The 24,116-nt window shown below is 36.3% G+C and carries 21 protein-coding genes; 18 read left to right on the forward strand and 3 right to left on the reverse strand.

The annotated features are described in order from the left end of the window. Positions 1-10 precede the first annotated feature (10 nt). The 5 genes from V6S17_RS05500 (at position 11) to V6S17_RS05520 (ending at position 5,547) form a co-directional block, all read left to right on the forward strand. Positions 11-1,117, forward strand: coding sequence for an amidohydrolase/deacetylase family metallohydrolase (locus V6S17_RS05500; RefSeq protein WP_029092534.1), 1,107 nt, complete (start codon positions 11-13; stop codon positions 1,115-1,117). After that, positions 1,104-2,213 (forward strand): DgaE family pyridoxal phosphate-dependent ammonia lyase, encoded by a 1,110-nt coding sequence (locus tag V6S17_RS05505; RefSeq protein WP_029092533.1) that lies wholly within the window; start codon positions 1,104-1,106, stop codon positions 2,211-2,213. The genes V6S17_RS05500 and V6S17_RS05505 overlap by 14 nt, the downstream gene beginning before the upstream one ends. Before the next feature lie 15 nt (positions 2,214-2,228). Then, a complete protein-coding gene (dagF, locus tag V6S17_RS05510; RefSeq protein WP_029092532.1) occupies positions 2,229-2,969 on the forward strand; it encodes a 2-dehydro-3-deoxy-phosphogluconate aldolase in 741 nt (246 codons plus the stop codon). A gap of 428 nt (positions 2,970-3,397) precedes the next feature. Then, the gene (locus tag V6S17_RS05515) at positions 3,398-4,738 is read left to right on the forward strand and encodes an aldehyde dehydrogenase family protein (RefSeq protein ID WP_051457377.1); all 1,341 of its coding nucleotides are present in this window, start codon (positions 3,398-3,400) and stop codon (positions 4,736-4,738) included. 185 nt (positions 4,739-4,923) lie between these two features. Continuing rightward, on the forward strand, positions 4,924-5,547 hold the full coding sequence (locus V6S17_RS05520; protein WP_029092531.1) for a GyrI-like domain-containing protein: 624 nt from the start codon (positions 4,924-4,926) through the stop codon (positions 5,545-5,547). Between the two features lie 205 nt (positions 5,548-5,752). On the opposite strand, the gene V6S17_RS05525 is transcribed toward V6S17_RS05520, so the two are convergent. After that, positions 5,753-6,496, reverse strand: a complete 744-nt coding sequence (locus tag V6S17_RS05525) for a helix-turn-helix domain-containing protein (RefSeq protein WP_029092530.1) — start codon at positions 6,494-6,496, stop codon at positions 5,753-5,755. 247 nt (positions 6,497-6,743) lie between these two features. Here V6S17_RS05525 and V6S17_RS05530 point away from each other — a divergent pair, with 247 nt between their 5' ends. The 3 genes from V6S17_RS05530 (at position 6,744) to V6S17_RS05540 (ending at position 11,041) form a co-directional block, all read left to right on the forward strand. Next, entirely contained in the window at positions 6,744-8,096 is a 1,353-nt protein-coding gene (locus V6S17_RS05530; protein ID WP_036027773.1) for an aldehyde dehydrogenase family protein, read from the forward strand. Between the two features lie 258 nt (positions 8,097-8,354). Next, entirely contained in the window at positions 8,355-10,520 is a 2,166-nt protein-coding gene (locus tag V6S17_RS05535) for a DUF2339 domain-containing protein (RefSeq protein ID WP_029092529.1), read from the forward strand. A gap of 17 nt (positions 10,521-10,537) precedes the next feature. Then, positions 10,538-11,041, forward strand: a complete 504-nt coding sequence (locus tag V6S17_RS05540) for a DUF1648 domain-containing protein (RefSeq protein WP_029092528.1) — start codon at positions 10,538-10,540, stop codon at positions 11,039-11,041. An 83-nt stretch (positions 11,042-11,124) separates the two neighbouring features. Here V6S17_RS05540 and V6S17_RS05545 read toward each other — a convergent pair whose 3' ends face one another. Then, positions 11,125-11,661 carry a hypothetical protein gene (locus tag V6S17_RS05545; protein WP_029092527.1) on the reverse strand — a complete coding sequence of 179 codons (537 nt, stop codon included), beginning with the start codon at positions 11,659-11,661 and terminating at the stop codon, positions 11,125-11,127. Between the two features lie 220 nt (positions 11,662-11,881). Here V6S17_RS05545 and V6S17_RS05550 point away from each other — a divergent pair, with 220 nt between their 5' ends. From V6S17_RS05550 to V6S17_RS05585, 8 genes are all read left to right on the forward strand, one after another. Beyond that, positions 11,882-12,205 carry a hypothetical protein gene (locus V6S17_RS05550; protein WP_141690173.1) on the forward strand — a complete coding sequence of 108 codons (324 nt, stop codon included), beginning with the start codon at positions 11,882-11,884 and terminating at the stop codon, positions 12,203-12,205. 20 nt (positions 12,206-12,225) lie between these two features. After that, positions 12,226-13,467 carry a Y-family DNA polymerase gene (locus tag V6S17_RS05555; protein WP_029092526.1) on the forward strand — a complete coding sequence of 414 codons (1,242 nt, stop codon included), beginning with the start codon at positions 12,226-12,228 and terminating at the stop codon, positions 13,465-13,467. Between the two features lie 183 nt (positions 13,468-13,650). Then, complete coding sequence (locus V6S17_RS05560) at positions 13,651-14,811, forward strand: MFS transporter (RefSeq protein WP_029092525.1); 1,161 nt, start codon at positions 13,651-13,653, stop codon at positions 14,809-14,811. A 129-nt stretch (positions 14,812-14,940) separates the two neighbouring features. Then, positions 14,941-16,515: an ABC transporter substrate-binding protein gene (locus V6S17_RS05565; protein WP_029092524.1), complete on the forward strand. Its 1,575-nt coding sequence runs from the start codon at positions 14,941-14,943 to the stop codon at positions 16,513-16,515. Between the two features lie 88 nt (positions 16,516-16,603). Continuing rightward, positions 16,604-17,554: an ABC transporter permease gene (locus V6S17_RS05570; RefSeq protein WP_029092523.1), complete on the forward strand. Its 951-nt coding sequence runs from the start codon at positions 16,604-16,606 to the stop codon at positions 17,552-17,554. A 7-nt stretch (positions 17,555-17,561) separates the two neighbouring features. After that, on the forward strand, positions 17,562-18,452 hold the full coding sequence (locus tag V6S17_RS05575; protein ID WP_029092522.1) for an ABC transporter permease: 891 nt from the start codon (positions 17,562-17,564) through the stop codon (positions 18,450-18,452). A 936-nt stretch (positions 18,453-19,388) separates the two neighbouring features. Next, positions 19,389-19,988 (forward strand): ECF transporter S component, encoded by a 600-nt coding sequence (locus V6S17_RS05580; RefSeq protein WP_029092521.1) that lies wholly within the window; start codon positions 19,389-19,391, stop codon positions 19,986-19,988. An 877-nt stretch (positions 19,989-20,865) separates the two neighbouring features. Beyond that, positions 20,866-21,165, forward strand: a complete 300-nt coding sequence (locus tag V6S17_RS05585; protein ID WP_036027739.1) for a rhodanese-like domain-containing protein — start codon at positions 20,866-20,868, stop codon at positions 21,163-21,165. Positions 21,166-21,203: 38 nt separating this feature from the next. On the opposite strand, the gene V6S17_RS05590 is transcribed toward V6S17_RS05585, so the two are convergent. Further along, positions 21,204-21,920 carry a DsbA family oxidoreductase gene (locus tag V6S17_RS05590; RefSeq protein WP_080712973.1) on the reverse strand — a complete coding sequence of 239 codons (717 nt, stop codon included), beginning with the start codon at positions 21,918-21,920 and terminating at the stop codon, positions 21,204-21,206. A gap of 249 nt (positions 21,921-22,169) precedes the next feature. On the opposite strand from V6S17_RS05590, the gene nagA reads away from it, so the two are divergent. After that, positions 22,170-23,315, forward strand: coding sequence for an N-acetylglucosamine-6-phosphate deacetylase (gene nagA, locus V6S17_RS05595; RefSeq protein ID WP_029092519.1), 1,146 nt, complete (start codon positions 22,170-22,172; stop codon positions 23,313-23,315). Beyond that, the gene (locus tag V6S17_RS05600) at positions 23,316-24,026 is read left to right on the forward strand and encodes a glucosamine-6-phosphate deaminase (RefSeq protein ID WP_029092518.1); all 711 of its coding nucleotides are present in this window, start codon (positions 23,316-23,318) and stop codon (positions 24,024-24,026) included. Positions 24,027-24,116 lie beyond the last annotated feature (90 nt).

Genomic DNA, 24,116 nt, shown 5'->3' on the forward strand with positions numbered 1-24,116 from the left:
GGTGATAAAAATGTATGATTTATTGATACGACAAGGCCGTTTAGCGACGGATGACATCGTCGATATCGCTATTAAAGATAAAAAAATTATAGCAGTTGCTCCCTTAATAGAAGCAGACGCTCAGGAAGTCATTGATTTGGCAGGCGAAAGTTATGTGTCAGCGGGCTGGATCGATGATCATGTTCATTGTTATGAAAAGATGACACTTTATTATGATTATCCTGATCAAATTGGAATTCCTAAAGGTGTAACAACAGTGATTGATGCTGGTACAACAGGTGCGGAGAATGTGGGAGATTTTTATGAATTGGCACAACAGGCAAACACCAACGTTTATGCGCTCTTGAATATTTCTAAATGGGGAATCGTGGAACAAGATGAACTAGCTGATTTGGCTAAAATTCAATCTGCATTAATCACTCAATCGTTGGCAGATTACCCTGATTTTATAGTAGGGTTGAAAGCGCGTATGAGCAAAACTGTTGTGGGTGAAAATGGTATTGTCCCCTTACAAATGGTAAAAAAAATACAGTCTGAATGTAATCACTTACCATTGATGGTACATATCGGTTCTGCTCCTCCTGAATTAGAGGACGTCCTAACCGAAATGTCAGCGGGTGATGTCATGACACATTGTTACAATGGTAAACCGAATGGTATTTTTAATACAGCAGGTCAGTTGAAACCTTTTGTTCGTGAAGCCTATGATAAAGGTATTCTCTTTGATATTGGTCATGGGACGGACAGTTTTAATTTTAACGTTGCCGAACAAGCGAAAGCAGCAGGAATTATCTGTCAAACGATTAGTACCGATATTTATCATCGCAATCGTGAAACGGGTCCTGTCTATGATTTGGCGACAACAATTGAAAAAATGTTAGTGATAGGCTATTCATTGGCTGAAGTGTTACCGATGATTACTGAAAACCCTGCAGCAGCATTCCATTTGGATAATAAAGGGCAACTAGCAGCAGGATATGATGCTGATATTACTATTTTCAATTTAAAAGAGCGTCGTAAAACATTGGTGGACTCGAATGGGAACACGCGTGAAACAACGACGGTTATTGTACCATCTCATACTATTATTGGAGGGAGCGTGTATGACTGTGACTGAAGGAATAAGTTATCAAAAATACGGTTTAAAAGAAGTGATTAATGCCTCTGGTAAAATGACGATTTTAGGTGTATCAAAAGTGTCTGACAACGTATTAGCCGCACAACAATTTGGCGGGCAACATTTTTTTGAAATGAGTGATCTCGTCATCCAAACAGGTCGACATATTGCGCAGTTATTAGAGGTTGAAGATGCAATCGTTGTTTCAAGTGCTTCTGCTGGGATTGCACAAAGTGTGGCGGGAATAATTGGCCAAGGTGATTTATTCCATGCGTATCATCCTTATACAAAGAAAGTGAGTCGACGTGAGATCATTGTACCGAAGGGTCACAATGTTGATTATGGGACACCCGTTGAGGTCATGGTTGGTCTGGGTGGCGGTAAAATAGTCGAGGCGGGGTATGCTAATATGTGTCATGCAGAGCATATTGAGATGATGGTGACACCAGAAACCGCTGCTATTTTATACATCAAGAGTCATCACACTGTTCAAAAAAGTATGTTGAGTGTAGCAGAAGCGGCAGCTATTGCCAAAAAATATCAGTTGCCCTTAATTGTTGATGCAGCAGCCGAGGAAGATTTAGAAAAGTATACAGCTGAAGGTGCAAACCTTGTCATTTATAGTGGAGGCAAGGCCATTGAAGGACCGACATCTGGCTTGGTTATTGGTGATGCAACACTTATTGAGTGGGTGCGATTGCAAACTAAAGGTATTGGACGTGCGATGAAAGTAGGCAAAGAAAACATTTTAGGGTTTACGACGGCAATCGAGGATTATATCCAGAACGATAGTGAAAGTGGACATGCGATGAAAGCGCGGTTACAGCCATTTTTAGCGGATTTAAATACAATTGCGGGCATTGAGGCAACAGAAGAACAAGATGGCGCTGGACGTGATATATACCGTGCCAAAGTAGCAGTGAATGGTCCAGTAACGGCACTTGCAGTTGTTAAACAGCTTAAAGAAGGTCAATTGGCAATCTATACACGTGAATACCGTGCAAACAATGGTGTGATTGAATTTGATATTCGTGCAGTTAATCAGTATGAGATGACTCAAATTGTTGAACGTTTACGCAGTATTTTAAATAACTAGAGAAGAGGAAATGATATGAAAAAAACACCCCAATATATGTCAGATCGTTTATGTTTAAATGTTTTAGCAGGTTCAGTGGAAAACGCAAAAGATTGTTATGAGGCGGCAAACGGTCAAATCGTTCTTGGTGTGCTCTCTAAAAATTATGAAACGGATGAAGCAGCAATCGCTGATATGAAAAAATATGCTCATGCAACCAACAACGCTCTTTCAGTCGGTTTAGGTGCAGGTGACCCAAATCAGAGTCAAATGGTGAGCCGTATTTCAGCTATTTTACAACCCCAACATGTGAATCAAGTATTCACTGGTATTGGCGCAAGCCGTGCGTTACTAGGGCAAAATGAAACAATTGTTAATGGTTTGGTGTCACCGACAGGTAAAGTAGGGTACGTTAATATTGCAACAGGCCCTTTAAGTAGCCAAGCGCCTGCAACAGAAGTGCCAATTGAAACAGCAATTTCATTGTTAAAAGATATGGGTGGTAGTTCTATTAAGTATTTTCCAATGAAAGGTCTTGCGCATAAAGAAGAATACATTGCTGTAGCAAAAGCGTGTGCAGACTATGATTTTTATCTTGAGCCGACAGGTGGCATTGATTTAGAAAACTTTGAAGAAATAGTGCAAATTGCGATTGATGCAGGTGTGAAAAAAGTGATTCCACACGTTTATTCTTCTATTATTGATTCAGAAACTGGACTTACGCGTCCAGAAGACGTTAAAACCTTGATTCAAATGATGGAAAAAACGCTGAGTTAAGTAAATTAGAGCTAGTTGATCTGTATAAACAGTATTTTGACGTTTTCGTTGAAATACTGTTTTTTAGTGTTTTTTTGCAACAGGAGAGGTCTGCTTATTCTTAATAAAGCTAATTATGTCCTTTTTATCAGCAAAAACATACAATATTTACGAACTGTTATAGTACAGATTTAAATAGAAAGACGATTTTTAGTTTAAATATGGCGAAATTGTTACTTTTATGTGATAACGCTTACTTATTGTGTTGTTAAGGTTGGAAACCCTTACAAAATAACAACTAAAAAGAGCGTTATGATTATATGGATGGAAATTGCGAAAAACGTTGTCAAATCAGTGTTATTTGTCATTTTTTGTCCCCATCAATTAGCGATATTATCTGCTATGATAAGGATGTAAACAAATAAAACATTTGAAAAGAGGCGCTTAAAATGATTAAAATTACAGACGCTACACTTGAGGTCAGCCAGTTAATTGAAGCTGCTAAGGATGCCCAACGCTCTTATGAAAACTTTACACAAGCACAAGTTGATGAAATTATTACAGCTGTATCAGTACAGTTGGGAACAGTTGCTGAAGAGTTAGCAACACTTGCTCATAATGAAACAGGTTTCGGTAATATTAAAGATAAAATAACAAAAAATATTTACGCAAGTGAACATGTTTATAATAGTATCAAGGACATTGCAACAGTTGGTGAAATTGCACGTGATGAAGAAAATAAAATTATGGATATCGCTATTCCAATGGGTGTAGTTGCAGGATTAATTCCATCAACAAACCCGACATCAACAGTTATATTCAAAGCGCTTATCGCTCTGAAATCACGTAATGCGATTGTATTTTCACCCCATCCAAAAGCATTACAATCAATTTTAAAGGCTGCGCATTATGTTGAAAAAGCAGCAATCAGTGCAGGTGCACCTGCAGGGCTCATTCAAGTAATCGCACAACCGAGTTTGGATGCGACCAACCAACTAATGACACACGACGATATCGCTTTGATTTTAGCGACAGGTGGTGGAGCAATGGTTAAAGCTGCTTATCGCTCAGGAACCCCAGCAATTGGTGTAGGCCAAGGTAATGCGCCTGCATATATTGAAAAATCTGCAGATATTAATAAAGCGGTAACAGATATTATCAACAGTAAGACATTTGACTATGGAACAATTTGTGCTTCTGAACAATCAATCGTTGTGGATGTGGAGATTAAAGAAGCAGTGAAACAAAAACTGGAAGCAGAAGGCGCTTATTTCTTATCTCGTACAGAAGCTGATCAATTAAGCCGTTTCATTATGCGAGAAGGCGGTGGTATGAATCCTGAGCTTGTTGGTAAGCCGGTTGAGACACTTGCGGCAATTAGTGGTTTAGACATTCCAGCAGGGATTAAAGTATTGATTTCAGAGGAAACTGAAATTGGCGAACATAATGCGTATTCATGTGAAAAATTGATGCCTGTTTTAGGGATGTACACCGTTCATTCATGGGAAGAAGGCGTAAGAACTTGTAATATGTTATTGCATAATGAAGGTGCAGGACATACGGCCTTACTACATACAAGTAGTGAAGAACTTGCATTGGAATATGGCTTGAAAATTGCTGCATCGCGTGTGTTAATTAATACGTACGGTTCACTTGGTGCAATTGGTTTCACAACTAACTTAATGCCATCGCTCACTTTAGGTTGTGGGGCAGTCGGCGGTAGTAGCACAACTGACAATGTTAGTGTGATGAACCTTTTAAACATCAAACGTGTCGCGTTTGGTAAATAAGTAAAAAATAAAACACCTCAAAAGACAGCTATTAAGTCTGCTTTTGAGGTGTTTTTATTTTAAAAGCGCGTGTGATGAATAAAGGGATAGTTTAGGCATGATTTCACACACTATATAAACAAACAATTATTTTTCTAATTGATATAATGAATAAAGTGAAATATAAATTGAAAAGGAGTATACAAATGAAATATGAATGGAGAAAAAGAGAAAAAAGCCTGTATATGACAACAGGCATTCAAATGCTTAAAATTCCAAAAATGAAGTTTATTACGATAGCAGGGGAAGGTAATCCAAATACAGCACAGTTCACCCATCAAATCGAAGCGTTATATGGGTTGTCTTATGCCATTCGAATGAAGTACAAAACAGGATATTATGAAGATCCCTTTATTTACACCGTTTACCCATTAGAAGGTGTATGGACTTCTAAAGAAAAACCAATAGATGGTGTTGTGGATAAAGAGGGCTTGGTTTATCAAATTATGATTCGACAACCTGATACTTTTAATGCTGAAAGATTTGATGAAATTGTTGAAGAAACGTATGCTAAAAAAAATAATCCGTTTATAAAAGTAGCACAGTTAATTGAGTATGAAGAAGGGCATGTCATTCAAGGGTTACATATTGGTTCATTTGATACAGAAAAAGAAACGTTTGATCAAATGGAGCAATTATTGGCTACAAATAATATGAAAAAAACGGTTATTATGGAGAAGTATCAGCATCGTGAAATTTATTTATCCGATGCGAGAAGGGTACTGCCTGAAAAGCAAAAAACGTTACTGCGTTATAAAATAATAGAGTAAGTCTAAACCTATTTTCCTTGTCGATAATTAACAAATAAAAGTAGCGCGGAAAATCCTGCGCTACTTTTATTTTTTTTGCTATTATCTAAAAAATGATAAAAAAGCTCCTGCCGAACGATGTTTTCATTAATAGTTTAATGACCTAAGGGCAAAGTATACATTTAATTTATGTAACGAAAACAAGCGGTGATTAATGTAATGAGAATTAATCGATATGATAACGTTGTCGATATTGTAAGGGGGTAAGGAGTGTATCTTTTTTAAACACGCGACTGAAATATGTCGGTTCAATATAGCCAACGGCCATAGCAATATCAGTTATATTATCAGTGGTTGATCGCAATAAATCTTTCGATCGTTGAATGCGATAATTTGTTAAATAAGCGATAAAAGTCATTCCCACCGTTTCTTTGAATAAGCGACTGACATAATTTTTGTTTAAATGTACATGATCGGCTAAATCATTTAATGTCAGATTTTTTTGATAATTGGAGTGTAAGTAAATAAACATACGGTCAACGCTTTGTTTTGTTTTATAAGTTGTTAACTTTCCGTCTCTATTAAGTAAAGATACATGGTTAAGGTTTATAATTGCTCGATGAATTGCATTTTTAACATCAGTTGACTGAAGAGGGCGCACTAAATAATCAATTGCACCTGCCCTCAAGGCAAATTGTGCACGTTTAAAATCACCAACATCATCAAATAAAACAACTTTGATAGACGGATGTAATGCAAGAATTTCTTTATATAAGAGCGAACTTTCTTCATCGGGCAATGTTAAGCTGAGTAGCAATAACTCAGGTTGAGATAATTGTGCGATTTTTAATGCTTCAGTTGCGGTTGCTGCTTCAGGAAGAACAACAGCATTTAAAAAATCTTCATTCAGAACTTGATGCAAATATTGACGTTCTTTAATATCGTTGCTGACGATCATCACGTAACACATGGACTGCCCCCTGTAATACAAATTAGTTAATATAATGTAATTTTAGCACATTAGCATAGTTATTTATAGTGTATTTAGTAGATGTTAAACAATCTAAAGTAATAAATGAAAAGGTGTATAAGATGGGGGTCGAAAAGTGGATTTAATCCAGAAAGACCAGAATAAAATCCTAACATTAAAGACATATTATTTGATATGATTATTTTGTAAGCGCAAACAAAAAGGGTGTAAGAGGGAGAGATAATCAATGGTTGAAACAATGTTTAAAGACGTAGAAGCAGTTGAAGTCGTAGATGAATTAATATCAACTGCGCAGAAGGCTCAACAAATATATGCAGGGTTCTCACAAAAACAGGTGGATCATTTAGTAGCAGTTGTATCGCAAAAACTAGGTGAACAAGCAGAAAAATTAGCAATTCAGGCTCATGAAGAGACGGGTTTTGGTAATGTAAAAGATAAGATAATAAAAAATACTTTTGCCAGCGAACACGTATACAATAGTATTAAAGATATACCGACTGTTGGGGAAATTAAGCGTGATGATATCAACCAAATTATTGAAATTGGCATTCCAATGGGCATTGTTGTGGGGTTAATTCCGTCGACAAATCCAACGTCTACTGTTATTTTCAAGGCACTCCTAGCTTTAAAATCAAGAAACGCGATTATTTTTTCACCACATCCCAAAGCGTTGAAAGCAATTATGATGACGGTCGAAATGATTGAAAAAGAGATTGTAGCAGAGGGGGCACCAGCTGGCTTAATTCAAGTTATTAAAAAACCTACTTTGGAAGCGACTCAGTACCTTATGCAACATGATAAAGCGGCTTTAATATTAGCTACTGGTGGAGGAGCAATGGTCAAAGCGGCCTATCAATCAGGCACACCCGCAATTGGTGTTGGACAAGGAAATGCGCCTACATATATCGAAAAAACTGCAAATGTTAAAGAAGCTGTGGCAGCTATTATTGAAAGTAAAACGTTTGATTATGGTACTATCTGCGCCTCTGAACAGTCACTAGTAGTAGATAAAGAAATTTGTAAGGATGTCATAAAGGCACTCGAAAACAAAAAAGCTTACTTTTTATCTGCTGAAGAAGCACAGAAAGTAGGTGCCATCATTATGCTAGAGAATGGTGGGATGAATCCTGCAATTGTTGGAAAACCAGCTGTATTTGTCGCAAAATTAAGTGGTATCGAAGTGCCAGAAGATACGAGTGTATTAATTGCTAAGCAAACAAATATCGGTAAAGAGTATCCGTTCTCACGTGAAAAATTAACGCCCGTATTGGGTTTTTATACGGTAGAGACATGGGAAGAAGGCATGACAACTTGTAATGCATTATTAGCAAATGAAGGCGCTGGACATACTGCGATATTACATACTCAATCAGATGAACGTGTATTAGATTATGGCTTACAGATTACGGCATCACGAGTACTGATCAATACGTTAGGCGCGTTGGGTGCCATTGGTTTTACCACGAAATTGGCTCCTTCATTAACATTAGGATGCGGTGCAATCGGTGGAAGTAGTACAACGGATAATGTCAGTGTATTGAATCTTTTAAATATCAAACGCATTGCTTATGGCGTATAAGATGAATGTGAATAAACGATTGAAATTGAAAATTAGTCTATAGCGTTTACTGACACGTAATCATTGATTGCGTGTTTTTTGTTGGAATAGGTACCTAAAGTGAAGAGTGACAAGGGATAGGCTGTTGATAAAACAGTATAAATAGACTATAATTAGCAAGAAAACCTAGTTAATATTTGGTGCTGACATCTACCTATGTAAGTGTATTTATTAGTATGGATTAAAATAATAGCATAAAGGCTAAAAGGAAGTGGTAGCATGGATAAAAAATTATCTATTTCGGAACGCTTAGCGCAAGTAGAACAAGAATTAGCTGAATTGAAGCTTCAAGTTAAGAAAAATGCAGCGTCTGTTAGTATAGAGCGAGAGGTGCCTCGACGTACGGATGAAAAAAATGCATTAAAGGAGAAACCTGCGATTCAAACGAAAAAAGTGACTGTGGTACAAACGCCCGTGCAAAGACGTCTTGCGCAACAAGCTGACAGTGCTAAAGGTCACACAACGTTAACATCAACCAAAGTAGAGACACTGCGTAATGAAGAACCTTTAAAGAAAGAACCTATAAAGACTACTTCAATTGAAGCCATGATTCGTAAAGTATTACCTAAAGTGTTTATTACCATGATAATATTCGGCGTTTTATGGGGACTTAAAATTGTAAATGATTATGGTGTGTTTGGTTTCGGTTTAAAATTGGGAATCGCCTATATTATATCGATAGCAACAGGTGTTTATGCTTACCGTATTTATCAAAAAAACAGTGTGCTCTCAAGTCACTTACTATTTGCACTTAGTTACATCATTGGTATCTTAACAACAGCCGCAGGAACTTTTTTATATGGAGCGTTTAGTCAGGGTGCAGGTTTAAGTATTGCACTACTGTATATTGTATATGGGTTGTTATTAGCGTACTATAAACGTTATCAACCACTAACAATTTTCATCGCTCTTACATCGTTGTTATTGCCATATCTATTGGAATATATGGCCGTTTCAAATAATTATATATACGCCTATGTCCTTTTAGTATTTATTGCCCTACAGTGGCTCACCGTGTCGCAATCACACGTGATGGCTTTTATTGTTAATCATCTATTCTCACTACTGGCAGTTATCTTTTTGAATGTAGCAAATTATGGTGACAATGACACGATGGGTATCATTACTCTGATGTGCTTATTGATACTTACAGCAATTACTTGGTTAGGGATGAATCAACGTTGGGGAAATAGCAGTTCATTCCATAGCGGTTTGATATATTCACTCTTAATGGTAACATTTGCTGTTTTTATTCTGATGGCAGGCTTTGAAAATTTAATTTCACATCTCATTTTGATAATTTTCTTCATCGCTATTACAGCATGGAGTTGGAAAAAAGTGATGCCGCGTGTATCTGATATTTATCTTGTTATTACACTAATGACAATAATCACATTAGTTGGTTATTTTACAATTAATGCTGCCTGGATGCTTATCTATACGACGTGTGGTTTTGTTTTTGCGCTACTACTGGCTATTAGGTTACAAGCGCCATTCTTATATGCAACGAATGGTATTGGTTTTTTCATCTATATTTATTTGGTTATATTTAACACCCATCGACCCGTTTTTACAGTGTTAAATTTGAATGTCGTGTTAATAATTGTTGGATGTTACCTTATTTATAGTTACTTGAAAAAGACAACGAAGCTTAATAGTAAGGCAACGTTTAGTATTATTAATAGTAATATTGCTGTCTTGGAGTGGTTGCCACTTGTTACAATCGGTTTAACCTATTTCTTCATTAATCAATTATCTATTATTAGTTTCAATTATCCACTGTATTTAATTATTTTATTAGTAACAGTTGTGTTATTGTATGATGAGAAGGTTCGATTTGGAAGCCTAATGACAATTTTCCATTTGGCATTAGCTGCTTTTATTTATTGTCGTACACTAGTCAGTTTTACGTTTGGACAATCTATCTGGGTATTTTTACTTGTAGGTATAGGACTCTTAATTGTGCTGTCTTTCTTAATCTATCATGTGAAACAGCAACGGATTCTTGAAGGTCATTATGGTTTACAAACACCATGGGATAAACGTTTATCAGCAACCATCTTATTTGGGTTAATGCTATTGTTGGCGCTGAAACTGTATATGCAAACCGTGTACTATTACAATGGTAGCCAATCGATTCTTTTTATGGGGCAAACGTTATTGATTTTTGTATTTGCCTTCTATATTATGCATTGGGGATTAACTGAAAAAGTAAATGTGTTACGCATTGCTGGTTTTAGTTTAGTCATCTTAGCGCTGTTTAAACTCATTTTTATTGATCTATGGTACTTGGGCTTGTTTGTTCGCTCACTGCTGTTTATTGGTATGGGTGGTATCGGCTTATGGTTAACGTTAAAAGGGAACGAATCACGAAAAAGTAATTGATTGAGGTGAATAATTTAATGAAGGAAAAGACTGAAAGTTATCAACGCACACCTCTACAACAATGGTGTACTTGGATTAGTTTAGCAATCACTGCAGCAACAGCGTTTTATGTCGCATTTATGTATCAACAGTTGCCACAAGTGGTACCGATGCATTTCAATTTTAGCGGTGAAATTGACGGGTGGGGTGGAAAAGGCAGTGTTTGGTTCTTACCTGCTATCTCACTATTTATGTGGGTGTTACTCTTTATTTTGAGTGATCGGCCAGAACTGCATAATTATTATTACTTAAGAGAAGAAAATAAAACGGCTCAATACCGGTTTTCATGTTCACTATTAGCCGTTACGAATTTATTTATTAGTGTTGTATTTGCATTGCTTTCTCTAGATGTGATGAACCGGGCGTTAGGGGATGTGTATCCGCTCCTTTTCCAAAGCATTATTATCGTCGTTATTTTAGGAATACTTGCGATGATTGCTGCACTAGTCAGTTTACGACGCTTTAAACCAAAAAAACAATAAAAAAACGCTTCCCCTCTTTTAGAGGTAAGCGTTAACTTGTAAATGAAGTGTCAACCTTATCGGAAAATCGATGGGTTGGCGCTTTATTTATTTTTTTTTGGCCAAAAGTAGAATGTTAGTGAATATAAGAAATCAAGTGATAAAAAGAATAGCCACAGGTTAATAACATCGGTGAGCCCTTTTGTGTGACTCGTGTTGTCAATTTGAAGCACCATAATAATTAACAAAATTGATCCAAAGAAACAAGCGTACAGATGGCGAAGCGAGCCCTTTAATTTATAACGGGCTAAAGACTTTCCAGTTAATTGTTGTGCGATAGGCAACTGTTTTTCGGTAGCAGGCTTAAATTTATTGTCAATCCAAGCAAGAATAGAACGGCCACAAAAAAGCACAAGACCAATATATACTGCTGCTAGTCCATGATAGATTGTTGCGATTGTTCCATCTTTTATTGCAATTGTGGTTGCAAATAGTAACGCAAAATCAATGAATAGAGTGCCGATAAATAAGGTGACGCTTAATTTCTTTGATTTGAAGAGATAACGGCTGATAAATGCTGAAAAAAACACAAGCCAAAATAGAATTTGAGCGAAGAAAATAAACCAAAAGTTGTGATTCATGAAGTTACTCCTTTTTTTTACATAATAGTATTATTATAGCATTATTTCAGTTGAAGGACGACTAAAAGTAAAGTAGTAATAGCACGGATATTTCGTTTGATGATTGTCGCAAAAGAAGTTTAATTTGCATAAAGAAGGTGAGTTCGTGTAAAATGAAGTAAAAAGCGAACGTATGTTCCTGTTTGTGAGAGGTGATGGAATGCTATATAATGATCGGAAAATGCTGAAGTGGCAAGGTTTTTTTCTTAGTGAACACAATGAGGCCTTAGCGTTGTCAAATGAAAAAGGTCCAGTTGAGGAACAACAATCTTTAGATGTTATCAGTAAAAGGTTAGAGGCTAGTTGGTTGAATAAAACCCCTGTAAACATTCAACAAAATATTATGATAAACGGTAGTTATCAATCTGCTATGAGTGGAATCGTCATGGGTTATCATTCAACGGTGGTGTATCTATTAGATGAAGAGACAAATGGTTATTGCAGTGTTCCTCTTGCAGAAATAAGGCATGTTACTCTGACAACAGAAAAAAAGTGGTATGAATGAAGAACTTTATTTATGAAGAAATGCCAAAACGCGATATTCTTTGCATAGACTGTAAATCTTTTTTTGCAAGTGTTGAAAGTGTTAGAAGAGGTGAGCATCCTTTAGAAAGTTTAGTGGTCGTAATGAGTCGTGGTGATTCAGCGGGAGGACTTGTTTTAGCATCTTCGCCGCGAGCAAAGGCAGAATATGGCATTAAAACGGGTACGAGACGATATGAGATACAACCAGAATGGCCTGTTACCATCGTTGAACCAAGAATGAATGATTATATAAAGATGAATTTAAAAGTTAATACGATTTTAAAACGTTATACGGATGATATTAACTGGTTTCCATATAGCATTGATGAGAGCTTTATTGATGTCACGCATTCTCACACGCTGTTCGGAACAACTTTAGAAATTGCGAGAGCTATTCAAACAACTATTTTTAAAGAACTGGGTTTGGTTGTTTGCGTTGGAATTGGTGATAACCCTTTATTAGCTAAGTTAGCATTGGATCATGAGGCAAAAGAAAAATACCCTTACTTAGCATATTGGAGCTACCAAGATATAGCGAAAATTTGGGCGATTCATCCATTATCTGCGATGTGGGGGATTGGTCATCGTACAGAAAGAACATTACAAAAAATGGGTATCTTTACTGTCAAAGCATTGGCAGAGACAGATGTGGCAAGTCTGCAAAAAAAATTAGGTATTATAGGCGAACAACTTTATTATCATGCGCATGGAATTGATTATTCTATCTTAGCAGAACGCATACAACCAGTAAGTACAAGTTATGGTACGTCTCAAATTTTGGAACGTGATTATCATAATCCAGCAGATGTGCTGGTTGTTATTCGTGAAATGGTTGATAAGGTTGCTACGCGTTTACGAAAACATCAACGAGATTGTGAAGTTTTGCATCTAGCAATCAATTATTCAAAAGGCAGTGAAGTCGCTAGCTTTTCTATTCAACGCAAAATTAATGCAACGAGTTCCACGACAAAGTTACAAGTAGTCGCCGTTAAATTATTTGAAGATAATTATCAAGAGGGACCGGTGCGTCGTATATCTATAAGCTGTGGTAAAACCGCAGCTAAAAAAACTTCGCAGCTTAACTTGTTTGAAATAATAGAAGAAACTGTCGCAAATGAACGTTTAGAACGTACGATTGACTTGATTAGAGAACGTTATGGTTATCGGGCATTAATACATGCTAGCAGCTTGTCTGAAGGGGCGACCGCGATTAAACGTTCACGCCTTGTAGGCGGTCATTAAAAATAATTTGTTTTTTCGAGACAAAATACTAACTTGATGACAGATAAAATGATAGAATTAGTTTCGACATAAAGAAAGTTACTATCAAAAAATAAGAGAGACGTTTGTATATTAGGCAAATTGTTTGATAAATTGAAGTTTCAAACTAAACGAGTTTACATATATAAATGAAAGGTATCGTGTATGAAAAAATACCCATTGCCAATTTGGATGCTCGTGATTGGTGCATTTGCTATCGGAATGACAGAATTTGTTATTATGGGACTATTAACCGAAGTAGCAACAGATTTGAAAGTAAGCGTGACTCAAGCAGGACAATTGATTACAATGTATGCACTAAGTGTGGCTATAGGTGGTCCAATTGTTGTTTTACTGACCTATAAATTAAAGCGAAAAACAACGCTTTTAATATTAATGGCCATCTTTATAATAGGCAATGCCATCGCAGGTGTTGCTGATAACTATGGCGTGATGATGTTAAGTCGAATTGTCACAGCTTTTGCTCACGGGTCATTCTTTGGCTTAGGTGCGATTATCGCAGCGAGTCTTGTTCCAAAAAATCGCCAAGCAAGTGCAATGGCGTTAATGTTTTCTGGTTTGGCCGTTGCTAATATTATCGGGGTACCCTTTGGGACGATTATTGGTCAACAATGGGGATGGCGTGCAAGTTTCTTGATTATTTCTGTTATTGGTATCATTGCTTTTGCGGGCATATGGAAGTTTGTTCCAGCAGCCGAACAACGTAAAGAAGTCTCGATTAAAACAGAACTGAGTATTTTGAAATCCGGTAGTATGTGGACGACGCTATTGATTTCGACATTCAGTTTCAGTAGTGTGTTTGCCTTTTTCACTTATATTTCACCGATTTTACGAGAAGTAAGTGGCTACGACGATAATGGTGTTGCTCTTGTCTTGATCATTTTTGGTGTGGGTGTAACGATTGGTAACTTGGTCGGTGGTAGAATTGCTGACTGGAATATTAATAAAGGTCTGATTATTCTGCTTGTATTATTAGAAATCTGGTTTGTAGTCCTTTATTTTATACAATTCAATTTCTATTTGGTGCCGTTTGGTGTATTTATCTTTGGTATCATCGCTTTTGGTTTGACACCAAGTTTACAATTTAGAAGCATGAAATTATCTCTACAAGCGCCAACGCTGGGGAGTACATTGAATCAGTCGGCAATGAATGTGGGAAATGCATTAGGAGCTTTCTTTGGAGGAATAATTATTACAGTATTGCCTTTACAATTCGTTGTTTTAACAGCACCGCTTTTATCTTTGGTTGGACTTGTCTTACTTTTAGCTCAGATATCTTACGACAAACGGAAACAGATTGTTTAAAAGAAGATAAAATAAAAAGATAAGAAGCTTGACAATTAGTCTAAATAATTGTAAATTATATTTAATTCACACTCGTTCACTTGGAATTGGAAAAGTGTAGAAAAAGAGATGTTTAGGGGGAGAAATAAAATGAAAAAAGTTTTATTAGGTACGTTAATCGCTGTTTTTGCAGTGGTGTTAGCGGCGTGTGGTAATTCAGGCAGTTCAACAAAAGAGTCGTCTGGTAAAGGTGGGGTAGATCCAGATGGTTCACTCATTATTGGTGTAGCAGGTGACCCGAGTGTTATGAACCCAAACTACGCTTCAGATCGTGTTACTTTAACTTTGCAAGAAGCACTTTATGCACCGTTATTTTGGGAACTTGATGGTAAACCAGCATTAGCTAAAAGCCTCGATGTTTCTGATGACAGTCTTGTGTATACAGTTAAATTAAAAGATGGCTTGAAATGGCATGATGGTAAAGATTTAACAGCTAAAGATGTTGTATTTACAGTTGAATCAACTTTAGATGAGAAACAAAACTCTTCTAACCGTGGTAAATTTGTATTTGATGGTAAACCATTAAAAGTAGAAGCAGTAGATAAAACAACCGTTAAATTTACATTACCAACAGCATCTCCAGCTTTTGAAGAGACATTAAACACATTCTACCCAATTCCTGAACATATTTTTGCAGGTGTTGACAATATTGAGAAAAGTGATAAAAATAAAAAACCAGTAGGTTCTGGACCTTTCCAATTTGTTGAATATAAATCAGGTGAATATGTTGCATTAAAACGTTTTGATGATTATTTTGGTGGTAAACCAAAATTAGCTAAATTAACATTCCGTATCACAAAAGACCAAAATGCAGCAAATCTAGCTTTACAAAACGGTGAAATTAATTTAAAATCAATTCAACCAGCTGATCGTAAAAAGGTTGAAAAAGCTAGTGATGTTGATATTATCACATACCCAGAAAACCGTTTAAGCTACTTAGCATTTAACCAAAATCAAGAAGCTTTAAAATCAAAAGAATTACGTCAAGCATTATCTTATGCACTTGATCGTAAAGAATTAATTGATGCAGCATATGGTTCAGATGAATATGCAAAACCAGCAAGTTCATTCTTAACAGAGAACACAAAATTCTTCACTAAAGACGTTGAAACTTATAATACTAACCTAGATAAAGCAAAAGAGTTAGTTGATAAAAGTGGTTTTGATAAATCAACGAAATTAAGTATTTATTACTTGAACAACAGTAAAGCACAAGAAAGTATTGCGCTTTATGTACAACAAGAATACAAAAAAATCGGTGTGAACTTGGAATTGAAACCAACTGACCCGAATGCGTTAAGCAACATTACGTTAGACCGTAAAAATAAAGATTACTCAATTGCAATTAATGGTTATATCATGGGTAATGATCCAGATGCATACAAAACATTATTCCTTAGTGATTCACCATATAACTATAGTAACAACCACGATAAAAAGTTAGATGAACTATTCAATAAAGGTGCCGTTACTGTTGATGATAAAGCGCGTGAAGCAGTTTATGTTGATGTTCAAAAAAACATTGCTGACAATGCAGTCATTTACCCAATTTCATATGATAATGCGGTATTGGCATTAGATAAACGTTTTGCAGGTGTTAAAGAAGCAGAACCACAACCTGTATCAATGTTTAAAGATTACTCTAAACTTTATTTGAAAAAATAACAGGCATCAGCTGTTAAAAAAACTGGTCGACCACCTCTGTGTGGGTGACCAGTTTTTTACTCTTTAGGAAAAAGGTAGGAGATATAGAATGATCCGAACAATAATAAAGCGCGTCTTACAAATGATACCGATGTTATTTGTCATTTCGTTAATTTCATTTGCGCTCATCAAACTCGCACCTGGTGATCCGATTAACTCCTTTGTGACACCTGACATGAACCCTGATGATGTCGAACGTATTCGTCAAAGTTTAGGATTAGATCAACCCATTTATGTGCAGTATATTCGCTGGTTAGCCAATGTATTCCAAGGAAACTTTGGGTATTCAATCAGCAATAGCCAACCTGTGCTGGAACAAATTTTGGAACGTATTCCTGCAACTTTAGGTTTAATGGGAACATCGCTCTTTTTAACATTGTTATTATCAATCCCATTAGGATTGGTAGCAGCAGCTTATGAAGATCGTTGGATCGATAAGTTTCTGAATGGTCTTTCGTATGTAGGTATCTCGATACCAGTATTCTGGTTTGGGATGATTTTAATTGATTTCTTTTCGATTCGACTAGGATGGTTCCCTAGTTTAGGGATGCGAACGATTGGCGAAACCTCGTTTTCGGATATGGCATGGCATGCTGTTTTGCCTGTAGTCACATTAACTTTTCAAGGGTGCGCTTCGTATTACCGTTACGTACGTTCGAATACAATCAATCAATTAAAAGAGGATTACGTGTTGTTTGGTTATGCAAAAGGCTTATCTAAATTACAGGTTTTAGCACGACACGTATTAAAAAATGCGTTGTTGCCAGTTATTACGTTATTAGGTATGTCTTTGCCGCAAATTATTAGTGGCGCGTTTATTACTGAAAGTATTTTTTCATGGCCGGGTATGGGAAGTTTAGGTATTAATGCCATCTTCCAATTAGATTATCCAGTTATCATGGCAATTACTTTATTCTCGGCATTATTATTAATAATCGGAAACTTATTAGCAGATATAGCATACACAATAATTGATCCACGCATCAGGGAAAAGGAGTGAGGGAACGATGTCAGGCTTTGAATTTGTAAAAAAACATAATGAAGGCTTTGTTAAAGAAGCAGGCGTTGTGCAAAAAACACGTAATAGCAGTACTTGGCGATTTATTTTAGCAGATAAACGTGCAATATTTGCAATCAGTGTACTAGTGATTTTGAGCGTTGCCTCACTGTTAGCCTTTTTAACACCCTATGATCAAAATGCTTTATCCATCCAAGATAAGCTCTTACCGCCTAGTGGTTCTCACTGGTTTGGAACGGATGATCATGGCCGTGATTATTTCACGAGGGTTCTATATGGTGGGCGTATTTCAATTGCAGTAGGTGTATTATCGATGATAATCGCCATTGTTGTAGGTACGCTTGCAGGAACAATCAGTGGTTATTTTGGCGGAGTGATTGATAATTTAATGATGCGATTCCTTGATATTTTTATGTCAATTCCATCATTTTTCCTTTTGATGATTTTAAATGCTTACTTAAAACCAGGAATTGGAAATATTATCGTTATCATTGGTTTGCTTTCGTGGATGGATGTTGCGCGGATTGTTCGTGCTGAAACACTAACCTTAAAAGGGCGTGAATTCGTCATGTATGCTCAATCCTCTGGTGCAGGATTTATGCGTATCATTTTGAAGCATATTATTCCTAATGCGATACCTTCTATAGTAGTTGCAGCATCTCTTAATGTCGCTGGGGCTATCTTAACAGAATCAGCATTGAGCTTCTTAGGACTAGGCGTTCAACAACCAAATGCTTCATGGGGAAGTATGTTGAACAATGCACAAGGTTACATGGGAGATGCTACGTACCTAGCTATTTTCCCAGGACTGCTAATTTTACTGACAATTTTGTCGTTCAACATTTTAGGAGATGTATTTAGAAAAGCAATGGCTAGATAAATGCGAAAGCAAAACCAAACGTTTAGCTCCAAAGAAATTGGAACACTTGAATGAGCGACTCTTTTCATCGGGGTGAGAGAGTGAAATTTAGCAGGAGTTGTTTGGCATTTGTTAGACACAAATAAAGGCACTCTCAAGCCCACTCAGAACTGAAGAGATTGGAAAAGAATGATTAGCGATTATTTTTATCGCTATGAGTCTCTTTGAAATCTCACAAGTTTTGGCTTGAAGTGCTAGATACAAATAAAAGCAAAACCAAACGTTTAGCTCCAAAGAAATTGGAACTCTTGAATGAGCGACTCTTTTCATCGGGTTGAGAGAGTGAAATTTAGCAGGAGTTGTTTGGCATTTGTTAGAGAATAGCGAAAGCACTTTCACACCTATTTAAAACTGAAGAGGCTTGAGAAAATACCATTTTGACATTTTGTCAGGATGGTATTTTTGAAATTACTGTTATCGTAGCGAATTTATTCGCTTACGAGAACAGTATGGGTGCTACTACCGTAGCGGATTTATCCGCTTTACGGGAGTAGTATGGGACGGAGCGAAAGCGAGTACCAAACGATGTGTTAAGCAGTAAGAGCACCAAACGGACGGAGCGGAAGCGAATACCAATCCTTATATCAATTCCTTAAGAGTACTAATCCAATGTTTTAGTTTTGGATTTTGGAGACAAAAAGCGGTAGAGACCTTGCTATTTAAAACTTGATTTTTAGATCTGATTTTTTGATTATGAAATTTTCATAAGAGAGACACCTTTGAAAATGGTCTGTTTTAGGAGGTTGCTATTTTTCAAGAAATATATATTTAAAAACAGGGCTACTCTGAGATGTTATAGAACAGGCGTTTTTCATTACATTTGTAATGGGTAAAATGACAGGATAGCTAAAAAGTGAAATATAGTCTATAATTATTTTTTATAAAGGAGGAGACGCTATGCAGAATTCAAAAAACAAAACATTACGTTTAACGTTACTCGGTGTATTATCAGCAATTATTATTATTCAAACTTTTGTGCCTTTTCTTGGATATATTCCATTAGGCGTATTAAATATTACAATTATCCCTGTAACGGTAATTGTAGCAGCAGTAGTTTTAGGACCGAAAGAAGGAGCCATTATTGGAGGTGTTTGGGGACTCATTGTTTTTATACGAGCTTACACAATGCCAACAAGTCCAATGGCTGCTTATGTTTTCACAAATCCGATTATTTCTATTTTGCCAAGAATTTTAATTGGATTATTGGCAGGTTATGCCTATAATGGGTTTACTAAGTTAAAGATGCGACGCTCGTTGGCGTTAGTATTATCAGGAGTGATAGGTTCACTTGTTAATACTGTGCTAGTCTTAGGGTTGATCTATGTGTTTTATAAAGAAGTTTATGCAAGTGTTTCAAACATTGCTAACGATCAGGTTATAGGAGCGTTATTAGCAATAGTAGGTACTAACGGTATATTTGAAGCAGTCTTCGCCGGAATTGTTGTACCAATTATTGCACGCCCATTAATGGGACGCTGGCGAAACCGACTGAAGTGAAAATAAAAGTGGAATAAGTGAAAGAACGATAAGCTGCTGGCATTGTTGCGTGAGCAATTGAGTGCCATTTCATTTGTTTATAACTTAAGAGTAACGTTCTACCTGCTTTATCTCAATTGGAATACCATAAAAAATAAGGCGCTTTAGGCTAGAAATTTTAATCGTCATAGACTGGTCACCGAAAGAAAGATAAGCTCGTTCTACTTTATCCCAATTGAAATACTAAAAATCTCACTCATTAGACTAATGAAATTAAATTGTTATAGACTGGTCACCGAAAGAAAGGGAAACTCGTTTTACTTTCATCCAAATTGAAATGCTAAAAAAATCACTCATTAGACTAAAGAAATTAAATTGTTATAGACTGGTCCATGTCTATACTCCAATTTGATTTTCAGGTCTAGTGATTTTTTTATGTGTTTATGAAATTTTGATAAAGTAAGTTTAGGTTGCTAGAGGATGTCTATACTCCAATTTTATTTTCAGGTCCAGTGAGTTTTTTTATGTGCTTATGAAATTTTGGTAAAGTAAGTTTAGATTGCTAGAGGATGTCTATTTCTGATTTAAATTTCAGGTCTCGCCGTATTTTTTTACGTTTATGAAGTTTTGATAAAGTAAGCTTGGAGTTCTGGATGCAGAAAGCAACATTAAAGATATTAATATTTAGAGGTAACGAGTTTTAATCTTGTTTGTATTAGATGAGGTAGCATTAGAAAAAAGCATATATTCTGTTAGGTTGTGAGAACATTGTTTTGAAAACACTGAGCTTGTTTGTTATGAATTAAAAGTAGTGCTTGTTATAATAGTAAGTGGATGTAGGGTGAATAGGCTCAGCCTGTATTAGACCCATAGACAAGTAGAAAAGGTGGAATAACTAATGAAATCAGTAACAATGCCAGCATTTGAACAAGCATTCAAACAACAACCGCTTATGCTTCTTGATGTTCGAGAAAGCGATGAATTTAGTGATGGTCATATAGAAGGTGCTATATCAGTGCCACTATCAATTTTAAGTGAAGAATTAGCACGTTTAGATAAAAAAGAGTCTTATCATGTTATCTGTTTAGCAGGAGGCCGTTCAGCTCGAGCGTGTGAACTTTTAACGGACGAGGGGTATGATGTGACAAATGTAATGGGCGGCATGTCAGCATGGCCTGGAGACGTTGTTGAAGGTTAATCAAGCAGATAGTGATAATAAAAAAAGAAGACTTTCCTTTAATGAGGAAGTCTTCTTTTTTTGTTAGATATTACAAGAACCATCTGCACAATCAGCTGCATCAGGAATAAGTTTTTCGGGTTGAGCAATTTTTTTTTTTCTTTGATTTGTTGAATCACTGCTTTAAATTGAGCAGTCGGTTGAGCGCCAGAAACAGCGTACTTACCGTCGAATAAGAAGAAAGGAACACCTGAAATACCTAAATCACGTGCACGTTGTTGATCATCACGAACACCTTTTGTGTATGCATCTGAACGTAAGACTGCTTCTGCTTTTTCAGAATCAAGTCCTGCTGCATCCGCAAGTTCTAATAAAGTACTGTTGTCATTAAGATAAGCACCTTTTGTGAAATAAGCATCAAGTCCTTTTTCAGTCAACTCGGCTTCTTTGCCTTCTTCACGAGCGTAATGACTTAAACGATGCATTTTTAAAGTGTTTGTAGGTTTGATATGATCGAAATCATAATCCAAACCAGCTTGTTTTGCCATATTAATAACATTTGCGTTCATGGCATCAGCTTCTTCAACAGAAACATTATATTTTTCAGATAACATTTCGCGTAAGGGTGCTAATTTTTCAGCAGGTGCAGTAGGATCAAGTTCAAAACTACGATAAGAAACTTCAATGTTCTCATCACCATCCACAGCGGCCTCAAAGTTACGTTTACCTATATAACAAAATGGGCAGGCATAATCAGACCAAATTTCAACTTTCATAAAAACGCTCCTTTAATAATTAGTAGTCACTTCTAAAAAGTAAGTGTATAACTCTAGTTTAGCTAAATTAACAGGAAAAGCAATTATGTTGCTCAAAAGAGGGTAAAACTAAGTAATTGTGAATATTTCGTGTGTTTATTCTTCGAAAAGAAATTAATTTCAAAATTATAAGCGGAAAAGGTTTACAAATAGTGTAATTCGTTTTATTATATTGGTATAGACCTTTTATTCTGAATGGAGGAGAAGTAGATGTTAAAAGTAATGAAAGACGTAACTATTTATACACATGATGGTGTTATTGAAAACGGATACATTCGCTTCGATGAAAAAATAAAAAAAATAGGCATTATGGATGAGTACGTGGCTGTAGCCGGTGAAGAAATCATTAACGCGCCAAAAGGTAGTCGATTGATTCCAGGGTTCATCGATGTGCACACTCATGGTGGTTATTCATTTGATGTAATGGATGCTGATCCTGAAAAATTAGAAATTCAAATTAATTCAATGTTACAAGAAGGGATTACATCAATTTTCCCAACGACAATGACACAAGCACCAGAAGCAATTGAAAAAGCTTTAGCAAATATTGCGGAGTCTGCAACGCGTATTCCACAAATTCAAGGGATTCATCTTGAAGGCCCTTATGTATCAGTATTACATAAAGGTGCTCAACCAGAAGAATATATTAAAGCGCCTGATTTAGAAGAGTTTAAACGCTGGAACGCAGCAGCAAACAATTTAATTCGTTTGGTAACATATGCACCAGAAAATGAAAACACACGTATTTTTGAAGATTACCTTGTTGAACATCATATTATTCCGTCAATGGGACATACTGATGCGACTCGTGCACAGCTTGCGCAAAGTAAAGTCAGTCACGCAACGCACTTATTTAATGCCTCACGTGGACTTCACCACCGTGAAGCTGGGACAGTAGGACATGCGTTATTAGAACGTAATATTATGGCCGAGTTGATTGTTGATGGTATTCACGTGACACCTGATATGGTGAAGTTAGCCTATCAAATGAAAGGTGTTGACCACATTACGGTTATTACCGATTCAATGCGAGCAAAAGGTTTAGAAGAGGGTGTATCTGAACTGGGTGGTCAAACTGTTTATGTTAAAGATAAACAGGCACGTCTTAAAGACGGCACATTAGCAGGTAGTGTTTTAACAATGGATGATGCATTCCGCAATATGATGTTATTTACAGGTTGTTCAATTGCAGACGCGATCCAAATGACATCATACAATCCAGCAAAAGAATTTAATTTAGCACATAAAGGCGATATTGTTGAAGGCAAAGATGCGGATTTCGTACTTTTAAATACGGAAATGCAAGTTTCTGAAACTTATTCAATTGGACGCCGTTATCAATGGGAGGAAAAATAAATGAAAATTTTTGTAAGTAAAACAAAAGCAGAAGCATCAAAAGAAGCGTACGAGGTATTTGCTAACGATATTAGTAAAGGTGACATTAAAACAATTGGTTTAGCAACAGGTTCAACACCGTTAGATTTTTACAAATATGCACGTGAAGCACAACCAAATTGTGAAAATATCACAACAGTTAACTTAGATGAATATGTTGGTTTAGCGCCAGACCATGATCAAAGTTACAATTACTTCATGCATGAAAATCTTTTTGATTCAGTTAAATTTGAAAAACATTATTTACCAAATGGTTTAGCTGAAGATTCTGAAGCTGAATGTGCACGTTATGATAAAGTATTAGATGAAAACCCACTTGATTGGCAATTATTAGGTATCGGTGGAAACGGTCATATTGGTTTTAACGAACCAGGAGCTTCTTTTGAAGGAACAACACAACGTGTTAAATTAACAGAAGCAACATTAGAAGCAAATGCTCGCTTTTTCGATTCAATCGATGAAGTGCCAACAGAAGCTTACTCAATGGGAATTGGTTCAATTTTGAAAAGTAAGAAAATTGTTTTATTAGCTTTTGGTGAAGAAAAAGCAGCAGCAATTAAAGCGATGATTGAAGGACCAGTAACGAATGAAGTGCCTGCAACAGCATTGCAAAGCCACGATAACGTTATGGTGTTCTTAGACGAAGCAGCTGCAAGTTTGTTGTCGAAGTAATACATACTAAATAATAATAAGTGACATCCTGATAAATTTTATTGGGGTGTTTTTTTTGTTCAATTAAAGTGCTTTAAATTAGTTTTTTTC

It is taken from the genome of Brochothrix thermosphacta DSM 20171 = FSL F6-1036 (genome assembly GCF_036884295.1).
GTDB lineage: Bacteria > Bacillota > Bacilli > Lactobacillales > Listeriaceae > Brochothrix > Brochothrix thermosphacta.